Origin of the sequence: Oxalicibacterium faecigallinarum (genome assembly GCF_014635705.1) — a bacterium.
In the GTDB taxonomy this organism is placed as follows: domain Bacteria; phylum Pseudomonadota; class Gammaproteobacteria; order Burkholderiales; family Burkholderiaceae_D; genus Oxalicibacterium; species Oxalicibacterium faecigallinarum.
Genome location: NZ_BMDI01000001.1, coordinates 1,547,891 through 1,566,875, shown reverse-complemented (window position 1 = coordinate 1,566,875; position 18,985 = coordinate 1,547,891). Strand labels below are relative to the sequence as shown.

Here is an 18,985-nt window from a genome sequence, read left to right as displayed (position 1 = left end):
CATGAAAAAGCCGCATCGTTCATTCGATGCGGCTTTTTTGTTCGCACAATGTGAAGTGCTTAGTTCAAATCCTCATCACTCGTGCTTTGCGAGGCCTTGTCCTTTTGCGAGCGCTGATTGTTCTGGGCGCCTGTTGCAGGCTTTTGTCCTGGAATCGTTTCGTGCTTGATGGTACGTTCATTTGAGCGGTTACCTGAACTTGCATTAGGCATCTCGCTCTTGCGACGCAGATCATCTTTTTCACTTTTCATAACAGTCTCCTAAGGGTTGTTGTTCAATAAGTTTAACGATGTACCTTTAATCGACTAGTCGGATAAGTAGCTGTTTTGTTGTGGGAAGATGATTCAAAATTTGCATTCATTGCATTGATGCAATGCCGGGAGTCGCCAATGCATGCCGGCTCGTGATGAAACAAGATAATTCTTGGGATTACTTGGTGTCGAACGTGGTCACACCATCCCAATCTGCTGGCGGTGCATTATCACGGTAGTGCTGGATTCGCTGTAAATAAAGTGTGTATAAGCCATGCGGTTTATCTGCCTGCAGCGCTTGCAGTTTTTGTTCCGCGTCATCCCATCGCATGGCACGAATCGCGGCAAGCGCATCATGCCATTTTTCGATGCGCGCACGCGCAACGTGATTGAGCTCTTTAAACAATCCCATCGGCTCAAAAATCGGTACCGGTTCGTTCTTGCCTTTGACGCGTACACGATCCAGCTCTCGGTAGGCATACTCTGGCGCAGCTTCGCGTGTTTGTACACCGACGATAACGCCGACGCCATAGACCTTGGTAATCGCTTCGAGACGTGATCCCAGATTGACCGCATCGCCCATCACTGTATAAGCACGACGTACTTTGGATCCCATATCGCCTACGCGCATCAGGCCAGTGTTGATACCGATGCCGATGTGCAGGGCGGGCCATTTTCGTTTGGCGAAACGTTGATTCAGTTCAATCACGCTTTCCTGCATCTTGAGGGCCGTTGCCACGGCCAACGATGCGTGATCTGGCAGAAAAACCGGTGCGCCCCAGAACGCCATGACTGCATCGCCAATGTATTTGTCGAGCGTGCCGCGATTGTTGCGAATGTCTTCGGACATGGCAGTCAGATAGTCATTGATGTATTCACGCAGCTCGTTTGGCTGCAGGCTCTCCGAAATCGTCGTAAAACCACGTACGTCCGAGAACAACACTGTCAAATCACGGCTTTCGCCTTCCATGCTGTATGCCTTGGGATTGGCCGCCATTTCTGCGACCAGCTCTGGGGCGACATACTCACCAAACAAGCCGACCATGGCGCGTCGGCTACGCACTTCAAACAGATAACTCCAGCCCAGGTTGCTGACAAACAGCACCGCAACCAGTAACAGTGCACTTGCCATCGGCAATACAAGGTTGCCGTAGCTGTAAAGCACAAAATTCAAGACAACAATGATTACGGCTGTACCGAACGATAATCCCATGCCAACCAGTGGGCCAAGCAAAGGGAGACAGATGCCAAGCAGGAGCCCGACAAGAATGACTTGTAGCAAATCGTAGCCAACCGAAAAATCGGGACGATGCAGGAAGTTTGCATCAAGGATGGAGGCAATCACGTTGGCATGGATTTCCACGCCAGGATAGTTCGGGCTGACTGGCGTGGCGCGCAAGTCGTACAGACCGGGAACGGTTGTGCCGACCAGCACGATTTTCCCTTCCAGGGCAGACAAGGGCAAACGTCGCTTGATGATGTCCACAGCGGACAGATAGGTAAAGTGACTGTCTTCAACGCCACCTTTACTGCCATAGCGCACCAGCGTCGTCAGACGGCGTTCGACAGGAATATCGATGGTTTCCAGCGGACCATCCATGGCAAGCGATGCAATCGCCCCGTATTGACGCAAAGCCTCTTCCGACATCATGGCATCGGCCTGCAGAAAGACCGGACGTACGGTGTTGGCACCCAATGCTGCACGGGTGGTGGCAATTGCAAGCGACTCATAATAATTGCCATCGATCTTCGCAAGCAGGGGTACGGAACGCACGACACCGTCCTGATCGAGTACGGGATTAAAGAATCCACCACTTGATGCAGCGGACTGCAGACGAGCCAGATTGGCGGTGTAGGACGTCCAGTTCAAGGTGTCCAGTCGTCGACCTTCCAGTTCGTCTTCAGAAAAGGCAGGTGGCGGTAGAACACCTTTGGAAACCGAGCGTGGCTCGTTTGAAAACAGGAAACCCATGACAACCGGCTTATCCTTGATTGCGGCAGCCAGGCGTCCATCGTAGTCGAGCTCGTTTCTCAACTGCCGCAAGCGTTGATCAAGGCCAGGCGTATCCTTCAGCTCGTGTTGACTTAATTTCCGCAAGGTTTCAAAGCCGGAACTTGTATCTGGTTCGGCAAAGATGATATCGAAGCCGATGGATTTGGCCTTGTAGTGATCTGCAAGCGAACTGGTGAGATCGGCAACGACATTGCGACTCCAAGGCCAACGGCCAATTTGATCCAGGCTTTTTTCATCAATATCGACAATCACGATACGGGGATCGTGCTCTGTAGGCTGTGCCCGCATGCGCAGGTCATACAGAAAGTGATCAATGCGTTCGACAACCGTCGTCGGCAAAACCTCCATCACGACACCGCAAGTTAATGTCGTCAGCAGCAAGGAAACGAGCCAAGTGAGGCCGTATTTTTTCAGCAGGCGCATGGACTATTCCTTTGCAACAATGGCGTACGCAAATGTTGGAGCAATGGTGGCGAGTACATATGGTTTGTCACTGAAGGCATCAGGAAAGGTGTATCGCAGCCGGAGATAGGCCGGCTTGATGTCGAGCCCAAATGGCTTGATAGGCGCGTTCAAGATTGCGGACAAGATCCCGTGGATCAAATAATGATGTGCTTACACGCTTTACTGCAATTTTTTTACGGATTTCTTCTAGACGATCAGGGGACGTTGCCAGTTCTACTGCCAGATTCTCGTAACACTCGACGGATCCTGTGATCAGCTCAGGCATTTTCAGCGTAGTGAGATGACTGCTGCTAACTCTGGATGCATAGTGCGCTCCAAGCTTAGTAACAACAGGACAGCCTGCCCATAGTGCATCAAGCGTAGTGGTGTGGCCCCCGTAATAGAACGTGTCAAGAAACAGATCGGCGACCAGGTAACGTGCCAGATGCTGTTTGACCGGTAACGGATCTGCAAACACCAGCCGAGATGGATCAATCCCACGCTGATGTGCTTCTTCGCGCAAGTTTTCTTCGACATCGGGGTTCGGTTTAAACAGCCAGAGTACGCTGTCCGGTGTTCTTGCCAGTATGCGCATCCAGCTATCAAATACGGTGGGCTCCAATTTCCAGGTGTTGTTCAGGCAGCAGAAAATAAATCCTGTCGTCGGTAAGCCGTATTCTGTTCGTGTTAGTGGCGCTGCAATTTCCTGTTTGTCGTTGTAACAAAAACTGCTGCGTGGCAGCGTGACGATTTTCTCCGAGAAGAAAGGTATCTGTTCAGTATTGCAGGCTACGCTGTCACTGATGTAGTAATCAACGCCATCCAGTCCGACACTACCCGCATATCCCAAATAGGCTGCACACAGAGGTGCCGGGCGTGAGGAGAACAGTGCTTCACGTGCATGTGCCGTATAACCGGCAAGATCAATCAAGATGTCGATTTCGTCTTTGCGAATTAATGCATCGATTGCTGCCGTGCTTAGCGTCGAAACATCCCTGAAAGCATCACATGCTGCCGCAATTTCTTTCTGGATGGATGGACTGCTCGCATCATTGGAGATTGAATAGCAGTAAATCGAAAATTTTGTTCGATCATGCAATCCATACATATGTCGCGTGAGATGGATAGTCGCATGTTCACGAAAGTCGGGAGAAAGATAGCCGATGCGTAATTTTTGATGCGTCGTTACGGATTTGGAAGTGACAGGTGCATGAGGAGCTTGAGATTGCACGCCGGCTGCTGCTGATGAGGCGAGATTAGCGTGCTCTTGAAGCGTTAATGGCAATGCCAGACAAGGATGTGCCAGAATTTTGTCGAGATAACTTGTCGTGGATGCTGTTTTCCAATGATGGAGTAGTTCCTTGAATGTACTCAAGAACTCATCGTAGTTTTGCCAATCGCATTGGCGCAACTGCTCCAACTTACGTAAGCAGTAGACATTGCGTGGATCTGGCATGTTGTGTTGCCAGATGCTGCTATCCATACCGATATTTTTCAGAAGCGCGCTGAATTCAGCCGGAACAATACGCAAGCCATCAAGAAATGCTTGCTCGGCTTCATCCCAACGCTTTAATGAACTGAGCGATACGGCGCGAGAAAAAAGCGACTTGGCGTGTTGAGGATCAATCGCCAGAGCTGCGTCGTTGGCGGCTAATGCCTCTGTATCACGATGCAATGTCGCCAGCGTTTCTGCCGAAAAATAATGGCCATTGATGCTATTCGGTGCCAAACGCGCAAACCGTTGATGATCTGCCAGTGCCTCTTTCTTTTTTCCTTTTAGTAACAGCAAGGCACCGCGATTGTTTAGTGCACCTAGATGATCGGGGTTGATATCCAATGCCTGATCGTAGCTCTGCATGGCCTCGCCATGACGCTTTAATGCCTCTAACACGATGCCGATGTTTGTCAGGATCTGTGGGTCACGTGGGTTCAAACGCCGAGCACGATCAAACGCGGCAAGTGCTGCGGCGATACGATTCATTTTGATGAGAACAGAGCCGCGCGCATTAGCTATTTCAGGATGATTGGGATTCAGCGCTTCACATTGAGCAAAAGCGTGTTCTGCCTGTTGTACTAGGTTGCAGCGGTCTAGACATGCGCCCAGCATAAACCAGGCTGAACTATCTGCTGGATCATGCTGAATAAGTTGCTGAAAGAGATTGGCAGCATTTTGGTAGTCAGCGCGTGAAAATGCATCACGTGCTGACTGCCGTAGCTGCTCTATGGAACGAGTTGCATCCAAAATTTTTTCAACAATCAAGGAGGCGATGGGCCGCGTGATGTTGAGGTGAAGGCCGCAGCGCCTGTGGTGGTGACGCCATTTCCCTGATCAATACTATAGGCAATACCCATGCGCTCGGCATTGGAGCCTGCAAATAGTCCGTTCAATTCGATGAATGACGAACTTACGCTGCCTTCTCCATTGGTATAGAACGTTGCTATTGGTCCGCCACTACCCGCATGGGAACGTAGCTGCATATTATTGAAAGTAGCGTTGAAGTTGCCGTAAAAACTATCTGATATGTTGGTGGTCAGGTCCATATATGTGTTTGATCCGAAATGTACGGCTGCAGAACCTGTGAAGGTGCCAAGCGATACTAGTCCGCTACCACTGCCTGAGCTTGCTACAAAAGCCTCGCCTCCGCCAAAGCCGAGGCTTGATACGGCACTAGTTGCGCCGAGCAAAGCGAAATTTACCGTTGTACCATTCAATGCAGTGATTGCTGACTGACTGGTTGCTTTACCAAAAACATAGTGGTCATGGCTTTCGTAGGTGGGAAGAGCGACAAGCGCTGCAAGAGCGGGGCCTTCTCCTCCCTCACTACCACTGCTTCGGACCCATCTTCCCCAACCGATCAACCCATCCCATTTGGCTTCTGAGATCGTGCCGTTATAACTAAAATAAGAGCCCTCTCCGTCATCACCCCACACATATGCAGTTAAGGCGTTTCCGGAAAAATTTGCTGTTGTGTTGGTGGCATGATAAAGATTTCCATAGCCTGTTCCGTAAGCCTCGACGATGGAATAGCCTGGGCCATCGACCGGGTTTTTGAGCAGTTCGGAGTACGTCACTGATTCACCCGACGAGGTGCGCTGGTCACCTGCAGTAAACAACGGCTGCGTATCGAGTGGTCGCTCGGTTTGCGTCTGTTGCTCCAGCTCTTCCTGTTGCTTTCGTTCCGCGACGATCTGGTCTGCGGCTGCTTTCTGATCGGTCATCTCTGGGCTGCTTTGCGATGTCCGTACAAAAACTGATTGACCTCCACCCAAGGTCACGCTGCCTCCCTGATTGGATACGGATACCAGTCCGGTATACACGCTCACCGTTGTGCCATTGTCATCAGCTTCTGCGCTATAGCCCGTACCGCGGATACCGATCGTTGCGGTTGGTGTGCGGACTTCATAGTTCTGTTTGTTGACCTTGCCGATTGCGCCGGTAATGGTACGCAGGCCGCCTTTGACGAGACTAAAAGATCCTTTCTCTTTGCCGTCCGATTTGCCTTCATAGGCGTATTGATCCACCTTGAACAACGTGTTGGGTTGCAATGCGAGATAGGCACCATCGCTAAAGCGGATTTGTACGCGACCGTCTGTGGTCGTGATGGCATCACCGCTATAGATTTCGGTGCCTTTTTTCAATGGACGAATAACGCCATCTGTGCCGGTTGCCGTTGCCGTGCCGAAGGCAAAATCGATCTTGCCCGCTGGTGTCAACGCAAAGGCATAAGGAGTGAAAGCGGCGGCAATCAATGTTGCCAGCATGCCTGCTTTGTTCATATAAAAGGGTTGTCGTGTACGCATGATAGAGCCTCTGCGATTAGTTGAAGTTGCGGCGCACTGTCACGAAAATCTGTGTGCGCGAGAAGTCGTTGAAAACAACATTGGATTTGTTGCGGATATGGCTGATTTCCGGCCGAATGACCCAATCGGTTTTCGGCAGATAAACCAAGGCCAGACTCAGATCCATTTGCTTGTCATCACGTGTACGCAAAAAGCCAGGTTCTTCACCGCGATAGTCACGCTTCTCGATGCTGGTCGAACCGACGATCCCCAGATTGGATGCAAGCGAAATCTGACCGCCGGTGCGCAGGCCATAAAAATTGTGGCCCAGGTGTGGCACACCTGCAGCATCAGGACGTTCCTTGCCAACATAAGCACCCGCATAGCCAACCGGCATGTATTTGCCGTCAAATGCCTGAGAATAGGCTGCACCCAGGAGATAACGATTGCCGGTTCGGATGTTCTGTCTGCCGTCGTAATCCAATTTCATCGCCTGACCATACGTGGTGAACTGGCGTTGATTATCGAAGCTGTGCTGCCACTGACCGAGGAAGCCGTATGTCTGACGATAGGAAGAACTGTCGATCATCAGTTTTTGGTATTGAATTGCGCCCGTGTACTGATCAACACCACGCGTGCGAGTAAAGCCGGCAGAGCCATCCAGCGTGCCGAGATTGAATTGGTCGAGTGAACTGTAACGACGCAGATTGAGTGCGGCGTTCGCACTGAAGGCCCATTCAGGCGAGAACGGGTGACGGACATTGATGCCTGCCCCTCCCATCAGGAATTCATCGCTCTGTTTGCGTGATGCAGGATCCAATGTGCCAACGAGGCCACCAAATGCTGGAATTGCCACGGTGGTCGCTGATGTCGCGCTGTTGGCATTGCTATCGTGTCCGCCACCGAGTTCCACATAGCCGCGCACGCGCGTGCCGGCACCGGCGACCAACGCATTCATGGCGCTCAGATAGTTTTGAATCGCGGCGTTGACTTGCGTTGGAATCTGTTGCGCTTTCACGGTTTCAAATTCACGGCGCGATGACTTGATGTCTCCCATGATGTAATAGGCACGTGCCAGTTCCAGACGGGCAGGGCCATTGTCGGGATTGAGCATGAGAAATCGTTCCAGCGCAAAGACGGCTTCCAGCGTTTTGCCACTGTCGAGTGCCGCAATGCCGAGCAGGTAATCATATGGGGGATCACCGGCTCGCTCTGACTGGAGTGGCAGGAGCAGTTCGTACGCTTCGGCTGATTTCTTTGCTGTGACGAGGCGTTGCGCTTCATCGAGTTGTGCGTCGGCCGCCATGGCAAATGGTATTTGCATCGCCATGGCAATGAGCAAAGCAGCATGCTTTGCAAATCTTGATTTCTTCATCTTACGTCCGTAAAAAAAGCGAGCTGTTACTGGCGTTTCACTAAATATCCTGCAAACGCTGTTTCCAACAGCGGCGCATGACACGTTGTTGCAGGGACCACATCTGCAACGAATGTCTCTTCATTTCCCTCATTTCGGACTGTTGTCGTCCTTTTTCTGTTGTTGACACGGGTCTTGTAGCTTCAAACCTTCCTTCTTTACTTCGACCAGTGTTTCACGACCTTTTTGATCAGTACGTTCCTTGCGTTTTCCCGCTTCCGTGGCGTCATCACAGCTGATGTTGAATGCAGGTGAATCAGTCTCAGAAGAGTTGGACGATTGATCGTCGTCTTTTCCGTCGCCATTGCCATCGGAAGTCCCGCCGGAGCCATTACCACTGCCTCCATCACCTTCGCCATCACCGTTGCCACCGGCGCCGTCGCCATTACCGTTGTCACCGTTTCCGTTACCTGCGCCGCCGGAACCACTGCCGCTGCTGCCATCGCCGTTGCCGTCACCCGGTCCGCCGGAACCATTCCCGCTACCGCCGTCGCCATCACCGTCTCCTGAGCCACCGGTACCGCTGCCACTACCATCATCGCCGTTTCCGTTGCCAGCGCCACCGGAGCCGCTGCCATTGCTGCCATCACCATCACCCTGGCCGCCAGAGCCATTGCCGCTGCCGCCGTCACCATCGCCGTCGCCTGAGCCGCTATTGCCGCTACCACTGCCACCGGATCCTTCGCCGTCGCCAGCGCCGTTTGAGCCATTGCCGTTTCCACCGGAGCCGTTGCCGGCACCGCCATCGCCGGTCCCATCACCATCGCCGCTTGAGCCACTGCCTCCGGAACCGTTTCCGCTACCAGCACCACCTGTGCCATCGCCATCACCGGTGCCGCCGGAACCATTGCCGTTGCCGCCGCTGCCGCTACCATCACCAGCACCGCCTGTGCCATTGCCGTTTCCACCGGAGCCGTTGCCGGCACCGCCATCGCCGGTCCCATCACCATCGCCGCTTGAGCCACTGCCTCCGGAACCGTTTCCGCTACCAGCACCACCTGTGCCATCGCCGTTACCCGTTCCACCGGAGCCACTACCGCTGCCGCCGCTGCCAGACCCGTCGCCAATGCCACCAGTACCATTGCCGTTACCACCGGAGCCATTGTTGGCGCCACCGTCTCCGCTACCATCGCCCGTACTGCTGTTGCCATTGCCGGTACCACTACCGCCTGAACCGCTGCCGTCGTTACCAGTACCGGTGCCGGTGTTGGTATTTGTGTTTACGTTGTTGCCGTTGCCATTGCCGCCACTACCGTTGCCACTGCCCCCATCGCCATCTCCCGTGTCCGTATTGCCGGGTGTGGTACCGCTTCCCGGGTTTGTGCCGGGATTGGGCGAATTAGGTGGTGTGCCCATATCCGGAGTGGTCGTGCCGGGTGTTGGATAGTTAGGGTCAGGTTGTGCAGGTGGACAGGTGGCGCAACTTCCGCCGTCACCACCAGTGCCGCCGGTTCCACCCGTTCCGCCGGTTCCGCCCGTGCCGCCATTGCCGCCATCAGGTGGTGGTTCTGTTGCAGGATTCGTGCCTTTGCACGTTGCCAGATTCTGGCAGCCTTGCCATAGCCCGCCACTGGTTCCCCCATCGTTTTTCTTGATAAAGGCTGGCGTGGGATTGTAGGTATAAACATCAGCCCCCGTTGACAGGACCAAGGTCCGATTACCTAGCGAGACAATGCCGTTGTTCCACGGGATATGGATGTCGCCATGTTGCGTCTGACCGTTCAGACTGCCGCCCGATGTGTAAGCAAAATCCGTGCTTCCGCTGATGATGATGGTGCTGCCATCCGGGAGCTTGACGAGTGTCTGCGGGAGGATGTACGGCTCGTAAGGTTTATTGGCCAGGCCTTGTCCGATCCAGATCGTGTGGTTGCTGAGAGGGCGAAGCGTGATGTTGGGCTTGTTCGGATTGATGTAGCTGGCAACCGTGCCCGGCAACTGGAGATTGTTGGTGAAGAAGTGCAACTGATCACCGAATGTATTAAATCCGTTGATCGTCAGATTTTCGGCTGCCAGACGCAGGTTGTAGAGCGGACCAACGTTATAGGCGATCAGATCGCCTGTCGTTTGGGCCGAGAGGCTGCGATACCCCAAGTTGAATGCGCCGTCTGCGCCGATGCGAATGTTGCCGGTGAAGGTACTCTTGGCTGCAGCATCCACATTGCTATCGTTCCGAATATTGTTCGGTGCCGTACCAAAATAAAAAGTCGCCGTCTCATTCTTAAATTTAAGCAAGGTGGCAGCGTCGTAATTGATGCCCGGCGTGAAACCAGACTGGCTCGCATTGTTGATGCCGATGGAAGAACTGGCATTCAATGGCTGAAGCATGATGCGCGCATTGTTAGCGGTGACGGCATCTAGCAGAATGCTTAAGGCGGTGGAACGCAGCAGAAGATTTTGCCCCTTGCTGTTGAGCGTCAATACGTTGAGTTTGCCGCCTGTCGTCAGGTAAAAGTCGCCGACCGCTTTTTCCGCAGCTGAAACATTTGTGCTCTGAGATGGCTGTAGGTTGGAATTTGATGTGTCCACGCTGCCAGCCTGTCCACCAATGGCGATGGCAGTCAATTCGCCCGTGTAGGCGCTGTTATCGATGACCATCTTTTTCCCGCCGCCTGCAGCCAGTTGCGAAACGTTGGATTTCAGGAAAAAGGTACCTTGGCCATCATCCCCAAAGACACCCAAAGTCTTGGCTGAAATGATTTTTCCGGAGGCCATCGATGCGGTGTTGTCGCCGCCGATGCCGACATTGATCGTACTGCTGCCTTTCGAATCGGCAGTCAGGTTCTGATTGATATTAAGATTGCCACCGATCGACAACGAGATGTTGTTGCTGTTATAGATATTGCTAACGACATTGGTCTCGGGGTCGGTTTCGGTATCAATGACTTTGTTGGCGGTCGTCGTAATACCGGCAATGCCATCAATCGTGCCAATCGTTACTGCCCCACCGGTGTAGCTGATGGAGCCGTTTGTCAGACCGGCAAGCGTGTTGACGCGATTGTATGAGTTGTTGAGAACGAACGAGGTGATATCCGTGGTGGTGTTGGCACGCAGGAGAAGATTGCCCGCTGTGATAGAACCCGCTTCAATCGGTGTTCCATTATTCGTATCATTGCGCTGAAAGACGCCGCCCTTGCCGGTCGTGATGCGTACGGTGCCGGTTCCGGCATTAATGCTTTCATTCAGTCTTAAACTGGCTGTGTTGGTCGCGCTCGGCAAAGACTCGTCATTGTAGGAGGCGGAATCTCCGGTTCTGAGCGTCACATTATTGTTATTTGTCTTGATACCCAAGACGCCCGATGCATTGCCAATTGTCAGCGTATCAGCATCTCGATAGCTCAACGCGCCGTTGATATCTGCGGCTAAGACGTTGATGTTGTTGCCCGTGTTTTCAAGCGTAGCGGCTCCGCCACCTAAACCCAGGGTATTTGCCAGAATATTGGCATTCGCCTGCTGCGTCGTTCCGCCCGTTGCACGTATGTATAGATTGCTGGAGTTGATCGTCTGAGCGATTGAGATTGCAGCGTTGTTTCTATCAAGATAAAGCTGGGTACTGCCATTGACATGATTGATGCCATTCACGCCATTGACACTGCCGATGCTCAGATTTTTGTTATTGCTGAAGCGTAGCAGACCACCGTTTAGATTAGCGGCAAACGTGTTGATTTCATTGTGAGCACCGATAGAAGGTGAAGTACCGACGCCAGCCAGATCCCAATTGCCCGAGCCGGTCACAACCAGTCTGCTCGCCGTGATCACGGTTGAAGCCGCCTGCGCTGCACCATTTGCATTCAGACGGACTTCACCGTTGCCTGCATTTATATTCTTATTGATACTGAGCTGATTGCCATTCAATACGACCAACCCATTGCTGGACAGCACGTTGGCATTGGTTGTAACGGTGTTGTTCGCACTAAAGGTGATTGCGCCGCCGCCCGTAGTTTCTACAGCCGAATTGATAACAATATTGTTGTGAGCCTGCAGCGTCAGTGTGTTTCCGGAACTCCACTGCACGCCACCTCCGTTGCCATCATCGATGGTGATGTTTCCGGGGCGGCTCCCGCTTGATGACGTCATCAGCGTGACGTTGTTGGAGGCCAATTGCGTTTCGAGGTTTGCAACGGTAATCTGGGAGACATCGGTTGTTGGTGTTGTCGCCAGTGTGTTGACAACTTCGATGTCCGTAGGGTCAAGAAGCAACGTCCCTGTTTTCCCATTCGTCGCGCTTGTCGTTACATTGCCGCGAAAATCCAGCTGCGTCTTGCCCGATACTTCAACATTTCCACCGTCACCACGACTTGCGCCGCCACGTGCAGTGATCTCTCCGTGGTAAGTCGTCTTGTTATCGGCCCACACAACGACGTCACCACCATTGCCGCTCTGTACTGAATCGGCATTGATTTTTACTTCTCTGCCAATATAAGTGTTACTCGCATTTTGCAAGGGGCCGGTACCCTGAAAATTGCCGCCGACATTGATTTTCCCGCCATCCGTATTGCCGGATGCATTCAAGACCGCGTTGTCAGTCAGCGCGACATTGGCACCAAGAACTTGAATGCTGCCACCTTTCTGTCCAGCACCGGTCCCGCTTGCGTCCAGCGTGCCGCTGACTTGCGTGTTGCCACCTTCCGCCGATAGATAAATCGCACCATCGCGTTCCACGGTACTGCTGGCACGAATCAAACCGCTGTTATTGACGACAGCTGTTGTCAGATCGGTCGCGACGGCGGCTGTCATGATGGCCTTGCCACCATCCGCGAGAATTTGTCCGCTGTTATCGACACCGGACAAGGCTGCAACCGTTTTTTCATCAACGGAAAAGTTGATCAGGCTGTCGCCTTGTACATCCAGCGTCATCTTGCTACCGGAGGCGAGGGCTGCGGTGCCGAATCTCGCTTGGATGGCACCACGGTTTGCGACATAGTCGCCTGCCAGAACGACGTAACCATTCTCGCGTGCCCGGATGACGCCCTGATTGATCACTTCCTGCCTTGCTGCGATTGCATTGTCTCGGCTGAATGTGTATCGACCTGCCATGAAGTCGTCATTACCGATATTCATGGTCGTGGCGACCAGTCCACCGACATCCACGGTTGCGCCGGTGCCAAAATAAACGCCGAGCGGATTGACCAGGAAAACCTGACCGTTTGCGGACAGATTGCCGAGAATCGTGGACGGATTATTGCCGGTGACACGGTTCAGCAAAACAGAGGAAGAGCTCAGTTGGTTGATGCGAACGCTATGACCGGCACCAATGGAGAAATCATTCCAATTAATGACCGCTTTCGAAGTCGTTTGTGTGATGACCTGATTGACACCACTTTGATCGATCGTCGCGGATCCGGCAACGACGCTACCGCCGCTTGGCAAATCGGCAGATGTCGCCTGACCAACAAGGCCGAAGGCGAGCAAAATGGCGCGGCGGATGGCGTTAGAAGTTGGCACTGATTGTCATCCAGATTCGATTTTTGGCTTCGACCGTCGTGAAGCGGCCATCAGAGTTACTAGGAAGGCTGCCGACGGGTTTGGATACATCAATCGAAGCAACGAGGCCTTGTGTGGGATAGAAGATTGCACCAAAACCGACGCTGTGCAGATTGGCCCCACTATCACGACGCCCGATGTCTTTGTAAACGACCTGACCTGTGTCGGCAGTCAGGCGAAAGACCGCCATTTTGTTGCCAATACTGAATGGCCGACGCAGTTCGGCTGTGCCAAGATATCCTGAGTCACCACGCAATTCGGAGGGACGATAGCCGCGTACACTGGCAGGACCACCAATGGAAAATTTCTCGGTATCAGGCAATCGCTCCTTACTGAATACGTAATTTGCGCGCAAGAACAGATCCCATTTCGGGGTGAATGCAGCCGTATGGTTGACGTCCATTTCAAGACGGGCATACATCGCGTTCTGTTGTTCTGTCGTTTTTACACTTTTGAAATTGGTTGCGAGCGACAAACTCAGGTTTGTGATCGCCGCGTCTTCATGGATATGGTTGACCTGATAGCCTGCCGTGAGGATATTGATCCGGCTATCCGCAATGGAAAAACCAAGTGCGCTTTGCGAAAGCTCGTTCCGTTTGACGCCCAATGATAAGAATTCGTTGTGATTGCGGGTGCGGACAAGCGGATGTGATACCAGCATCTCTTTTGTGTTGACATCGCCATTGATACCAAGCGCGGACAAGTCACCGCTGACCTGATACTCGACTTTGGATGCACTGAATGCCAGTCGCGTGCCGATGGTGTTGAGTGGTATCGAATAGCCGGCCTTCCAGTATTTGACCAACTGATGATCAGTACTTGATCCGCTGATGGAAAGTTGATCGCCCCATCCGAATGGCGAGAGCAGATTCAGGCCGAACTCGAGCTTGTGCTGTCCGGTTTCTTCCCGACCGTGGTTGTTGATGCCCACATAGCCGCTGAAAAGTTTCTCGGTCAGTCCGATTTCGGCATCGGTTGCTCCGAACTCCGTTCCAGGTGACAACGTCACTTTGGTGTTCAGCCCGGGAATATCATTGAGCAACAGCAGCGTATTTTCCAGCTTGTCTGTCGTAACCAGGGTACCTTTTGTCAGTAATGGTGTACGGGCAAGGATGAAGGGCGATGAGAAACGCTGATTACCGCTCAGGGTAACCTTTCCCATACGACCTTCAATGACCTGGATATTCACGATGCCATTCTCGACTTTTTGTGCTGGCACGATTGCGCGTGCCAGTCTGTATCCACGACTGTGATAAAAATCCGTTACCGTATCTGCAGCCTTGTTCAGGTCATACAGATTCAGCTCCTGATCGACAAATCGCTCCACCAATCTTTTCAGTGAGCGTTCCTGATAAACGGTGTTACCCGAGAATCTGAATGCATTGACGCGAAAACGCTTCGCGCGCGGCTCATGCTGAGACGGCGCTGCCTGTGCCGGCAAGACAACCTGTGCCGGCGTTGATGGCAGGCGTGGCTTGGGCGGCATGACGGTATCGAGCACACTTCCAGGTGTGATCGGCGGGTCCGCCGCGAGGCTACTGCCATGCAGCATCAACAACACAAGTGGCAAGGCACAGGCGTAGCGTGTTGTTGCTCTATCGATTCGATTCTTTTGCACTGGATACAATCGATACAGGTTAAGCCGCTGATTCCTTGCGCACGCGCTTGTTTGCCTCTTGCAGATCGCGCGCCATTTGCACTGCGATCATGTATTGCAGGTGATGTCCGATCGGTGATGCTTCCGAAAACAGCTTCTTGAATGCTTCTCGCGACAGAGAGGCGGCACGCACTGCGCCTTTGGCCATGCACGAAGCTTGTGTCGGCAGATCTTCAATCAGAGAGAGAATGCCGAACATTTCACCATCGGCCAGTTCGCGCACTTCATGCTCCACGCCTTCGCGATCCAGACGTGTGATGCGCACAGAGCCCTGCAGTAACAAATAGAGCGCTTTACCTTCCTGTCCTTGCTGGATGAAGACATGCCCATCGGCGTATTCCTGGACATCGAGGTTGCTTGCCAATGTGCTCAGGTCCGAGGCGTGGAAATCTTCGAATGCGGGCAGATTCTTCAAGAAATAGGTCAGGTCCATATTTATTCTTCTTATTGAGTTAGGAAACCGCGTTGGAAGCGCGTAAACGCTTGGCCATCAGATTAATGAAATGCTGCAGCAGGACTTGAGCAACTTCCGGATTCTGCGTGAGCAGTTTTTCAAAGGTCAGGTGATGTACGCGGAGCAGCTTGCAAGTCACATCGGTCGTGACGGTTGCCGCCGCCAGAAATTCGCCGCTCAGGACGGAAATTTCGCCCATCCATTCACCAGGCTTGATCGTGGCCAGGAATTTGGACTTGCCCGCATCTTCTACCGACACGCTCAGGGTGCCATCGAGAATGAAATACAGGTAGTCGACAGGCATACGGTCACGGATGACGATGCGATTGGGTGCAACTTCCTGCAGGGTCGCGCCCTCCAGCAAGGTTTCCAGATTGAGAGAGCCCAGCTCCTGCGCAATGACCGGAAAGGCGTTGGAAAATTCTGCGTGCAAAGAGGAATCGTTCATGGCTGATAGCTTTGTAATGTTGTTGATGCTGGCGATGAAGTTGCGTTTGACGAGTCGCTCAACTGGCTGGTGCCGGTGGCGAGAAATCCTCCGATCAGTAGGATCGGCAAAATGATGGCAATCGCCCTGGTTCCGGCAGAAGGTACCGGAAGGGGTAATCCATATTTGTTTTCTTCTTTGGTACCGGGGATGAAGCAGAAGGCCAGATTGACCACGGGGACCAGTAAAAGAACGGCCAGCCATCCGCCCATGTTGAAATCATGGCAGCGCTTGATCGTCAAAATCGTGAGGAAAATGGGCAAAAAGGCGTAGCAGAGCACCACACTGGCCCCGATATACAACATGCGACCGAGCGAACCGAGATAGAGCAGTGCAAAACCTGCGATAAACAGGATCAGCATGACTGCCACGATTGCACAGAGCGCAAAGGCGACGTAGCGCCAGCGATCCAGACGACCTGCCAGCGAGAAAGGACGAATGCGCTCTACGGGCGGCGTGTTATCCGGTGGTGACAGGTAGGGCGTATAGCTTGTCATGGTCCTACCCATTGTTGGGAGGCGAATGGCGTTTGCATGCGCACGATCGCTTCTGAGGTAATGGGGATACGATATTGCCCATCCTGTTTTTTGGTGCATTGTTTGCTGCTACTGCCACCACCTTCGGATGCCAGCATGTCCGCAGCAGTGCTTCCAACGACCAGTGTGGTCGGCGGGTCGACGACGAGGTTGTAAATCAGCTTGTTCAGCAAGGGCACTGCCATGCGATAGCAATAGGTGATGCGCACCTTGAGCAGGTTGGCATCTTGAATCGTGGTGCCGTTCGCCGCTTCCTTCCGGTACATCAGATTGTCGTTCGGAATGTATCTGCTCTTGCCGCTGAAGAGCGAAGAGAGTGAGGGAATCAGTTCGGTAAGAAAGTTACTGGTCGGGACTTCTTCGTAGTAATCGCTCCACATCTGCTGTGACGGGTTGACGATGGTAATTGTCGTGAGGTCCGGATCGGATAATTGGGCGAACGACAGTTTCCACGCCTCTTTCAGCATATCCAGATCGCGCTCATTGCCTTTGCTATGTGCAAACAGCGGCATCATGCCGGAAACCAGACCATCCACGATGGAACTCATGATGCCGCCATTGAGCGCGCCTTGACGCGTGGCCGCAAAGGTTGCGTAGTTCAGTGTTGATTTTGTCTGGTAGATGAAGCCGAACTGAATCGCACCCAGAATCAGCATGATCAGTATCGGAAAGACATAGATGTATTCGACCAGAGCCTGGCCACGCTGATGCTGCCTGAACGCGCCGAAATGGAAACGTTTCATTTCGATGCCTCTGCGGCTGCGGGTTTTGCTGTGCGTGACAAGCCGTCCAGCGGCAGTTTTTCCATCGCACTGATCAGCTCATGCAGTTTGCCGCGCAAAGGATCGTTGGGATCACCGAGTGCTTCCGCTTGAATGAACGCTGCCCAAGCCTGACGGATACGCACCACGCCAATGTTGTGCCATGGACGGGGATCCACGCTTTTGAGCATCAGCGACTTTTCATAGGCCTCGATTGCCTGAACAGGGCGATTGGTCCGTGCGTACAGGTTGCCCAGATAAAACCATGTTTCCGGATCGTTTGGCGCGGCACGTGCGAGGCCGAGGAACAAGGCTTCCGAGCGTTGATCTTCCTCTGCCGCATAAGCAACTTGCGCCTGACGACGCATATCGTAGATATCGCCTTGTGGCGTTGTCGTGCTACAGCCACTTGCGGCGACCAAAAGCAACAAGGCCAAACCGGACATCACCATGCGCGATGCAATCATGCTGCGACCTCACGCCAGATCAAGGTGTCGCCGGTTTGCAGGGCCATGCCGGCCAGTGAGCCGGTTGCCAGTTCAAGCGTCTGATGCGCTGAAAGGCATCCTGCCATGCGGCCAGGCAAAACGTTGCGTTGCAATTTCTTGATGCGACCGCGACTGTCCAGGAAAACCAGATCCAATGGATAGCGCATACCGATGGTGTGTACCAGACGACATTGTCCAATCAGCATGCCTTGTCCCTGTTGCAACGTCGGGCGACCAAGCAGGCCACGCGTACGCTCCCATGCAGAAACGGCGCTCCATACATGCGGAACGACGCAAACATCATTGCGGAAAATGCCACCAATCTTCACAGCATGCCTTCTTCCATGAATTTGACCACGATCGGGAAGGCCAGCACCAGAAAGGTGACCGGGAAAATGAAAGCAATCAGGGGCAGAATCAGTTTCACCGGCGCTTCCATCGCCAGTTTCTCGGCGCGCTGAAAGCGCTCGGTGCGGCGTTGTTGGGATTGCACGCGCAGAGCCGCGCCAACACTGGCTCCCATCTTTTCTGCCTGAATCACGGTGCCGACAAAACTGGTGATTTCCTTCATGTTCAGACGTGCTTCCATGCGACGCAACGCATCGGCACGTGGCACGCCCGCACGCAGATCGCGCGAGATCATCTGAAATTCGTTCCGTAATGGACCGGCAGGTCCCTTGTCCATCGCCTGTTTGATTGCACCGGTCAGATTGAGGCCTGCCTCGACTGCCAGCGTGATGAAGTCCAGGTAGACGGGCAATGCTTTCAGAATTGCTTTTTCACGGCGCTTGCGTACATCGCCTAGCCAGATCAGAGGATAAAAGTTACCGAGCAAGGTCATGCCGAGCAGGATGCTTGGCGAAGAGTGATCCAGTGCTTTCAGGCAGAAAAGAGTCAGTCCGAATGCAACGATGGTCGCGAAGGTACGGACTGCATAGAACTGTTCGGCGCTGAGAATGTAGCCGACACCGGTTTCCTGCAGACGCTTATGCGTTTTTTCCAGCCAGGCGGGTGGCAGGCGGGAACAGAAGTGATACTCGATGAAGGTGATGATGGGCCAGGAGAGGCGCAGGACCGGCGGGAGCGGATCCATGTACTCGCGTTCTTCTTCCGGCACTTCCGATTTCAGCTTGTTGAAACTGAAGGTGAAGAGCAGAATCGTCACGCACACCGAGACGCCAATGAGCAAAGCAACGAGTGAGTTGGATAAGATCATGA

Annotated in this window: 14 protein-coding genes; all 14 read right to left on the bottom strand. The window is 53.2% G+C overall.

Annotation, left to right across the window (positions count from 1 at the left end; translation table 11 throughout):
* Positions 1-59 precede the first annotated feature (59 nt).
* Entirely contained in the window at positions 60-251 is a 192-nt protein-coding gene (locus tag IEV29_RS07440; RefSeq protein ID WP_188380576.1) for a hypothetical protein, read from the bottom strand.
* 178 nt (positions 252-429) lie between these two features.
* Complete coding sequence (locus IEV29_RS07435; RefSeq protein ID WP_188380575.1) at positions 430-2,688, bottom strand: CHASE2 domain-containing protein; 2,259 nt, start codon at positions 2,686-2,688, stop codon at positions 430-432.
* Positions 2,689-2,767: 79 nt separating this feature from the next.
* A complete protein-coding gene (locus IEV29_RS07430) occupies positions 2,768-4,969 on the bottom strand; it encodes an O-linked N-acetylglucosamine transferase, SPINDLY family protein (RefSeq protein ID WP_188380574.1) in 2,202 nt (733 codons plus the stop codon).
* Positions 4,966-6,510 carry a FecR family protein gene (locus IEV29_RS07425; RefSeq protein ID WP_188380573.1) on the bottom strand — a complete coding sequence of 515 codons (1,545 nt, stop codon included), beginning with the start codon at positions 6,508-6,510 and terminating at the stop codon, positions 4,966-4,968. The genes IEV29_RS07430 and IEV29_RS07425 overlap by 4 nt, the downstream gene beginning before the upstream one ends.
* A 16-nt stretch (positions 6,511-6,526) precedes the next feature.
* The gene (locus IEV29_RS07420) at positions 6,527-7,819 is read right to left on the bottom strand and encodes a surface lipoprotein assembly modifier (RefSeq protein WP_229726274.1); all 1,293 of its coding nucleotides are present in this window, start codon (positions 7,817-7,819) and stop codon (positions 6,527-6,529) included.
* Between the two features lie 174 nt (positions 7,820-7,993).
* Positions 7,994-13,345 carry a beta strand repeat-containing protein gene (locus IEV29_RS07415; RefSeq protein WP_188380571.1) on the bottom strand — a complete coding sequence of 1,784 codons (5,352 nt, stop codon included), beginning with the start codon at positions 13,343-13,345 and terminating at the stop codon, positions 7,994-7,996.
* Positions 13,332-15,002: a ShlB/FhaC/HecB family hemolysin secretion/activation protein gene (locus IEV29_RS07410; protein ID WP_188380570.1), complete on the bottom strand. Its 1,671-nt coding sequence runs from the start codon at positions 15,000-15,002 to the stop codon at positions 13,332-13,334. Before IEV29_RS07410 ends, IEV29_RS07415 begins: the two co-directional genes overlap by 14 nt.
* Before the next feature lie 19 nt (positions 15,003-15,021).
* On the bottom strand, positions 15,022-15,474 hold the full coding sequence (locus IEV29_RS07405; protein WP_188380569.1) for a Crp/Fnr family transcriptional regulator: 453 nt from the start codon (positions 15,472-15,474) through the stop codon (positions 15,022-15,024).
* A gap of 19 nt (positions 15,475-15,493) precedes the next feature.
* Positions 15,494-15,943, bottom strand: coding sequence for a Crp/Fnr family transcriptional regulator (locus IEV29_RS07400; RefSeq protein ID WP_188380568.1), 450 nt, complete (start codon positions 15,941-15,943; stop codon positions 15,494-15,496).
* The gene (locus IEV29_RS07395) at positions 15,940-16,479 is read right to left on the bottom strand and encodes a DUF805 domain-containing protein (protein ID WP_188380567.1); all 540 of its coding nucleotides are present in this window, start codon (positions 16,477-16,479) and stop codon (positions 15,940-15,942) included. Before IEV29_RS07395 ends, IEV29_RS07400 begins: the two co-directional genes overlap by 4 nt.
* Entirely contained in the window at positions 16,476-17,261 is a 786-nt protein-coding gene (locus IEV29_RS07390) for a TadE/TadG family type IV pilus assembly protein (RefSeq protein ID WP_188380566.1), read from the bottom strand. Before IEV29_RS07390 ends, IEV29_RS07395 begins: the two co-directional genes overlap by 4 nt.
* Positions 17,258-17,746: a tetratricopeptide repeat protein gene (locus IEV29_RS07385; RefSeq protein ID WP_188380565.1), complete on the bottom strand. Its 489-nt coding sequence runs from the start codon at positions 17,744-17,746 to the stop codon at positions 17,258-17,260. Before IEV29_RS07385 ends, IEV29_RS07390 begins: the two co-directional genes overlap by 4 nt.
* The gene (locus IEV29_RS07380) at positions 17,743-18,096 is read right to left on the bottom strand and encodes a DUF192 domain-containing protein (protein WP_188380564.1); all 354 of its coding nucleotides are present in this window, start codon (positions 18,094-18,096) and stop codon (positions 17,743-17,745) included. Before IEV29_RS07380 ends, IEV29_RS07385 begins: the two co-directional genes overlap by 4 nt.
* Positions 18,093-18,983, bottom strand: coding sequence for a type II secretion system F family protein (locus tag IEV29_RS07375; RefSeq protein ID WP_188380563.1), 891 nt, complete (start codon positions 18,981-18,983; stop codon positions 18,093-18,095). Before IEV29_RS07375 ends, IEV29_RS07380 begins: the two co-directional genes overlap by 4 nt.
* Positions 18,984-18,985 lie beyond the last annotated feature (2 nt).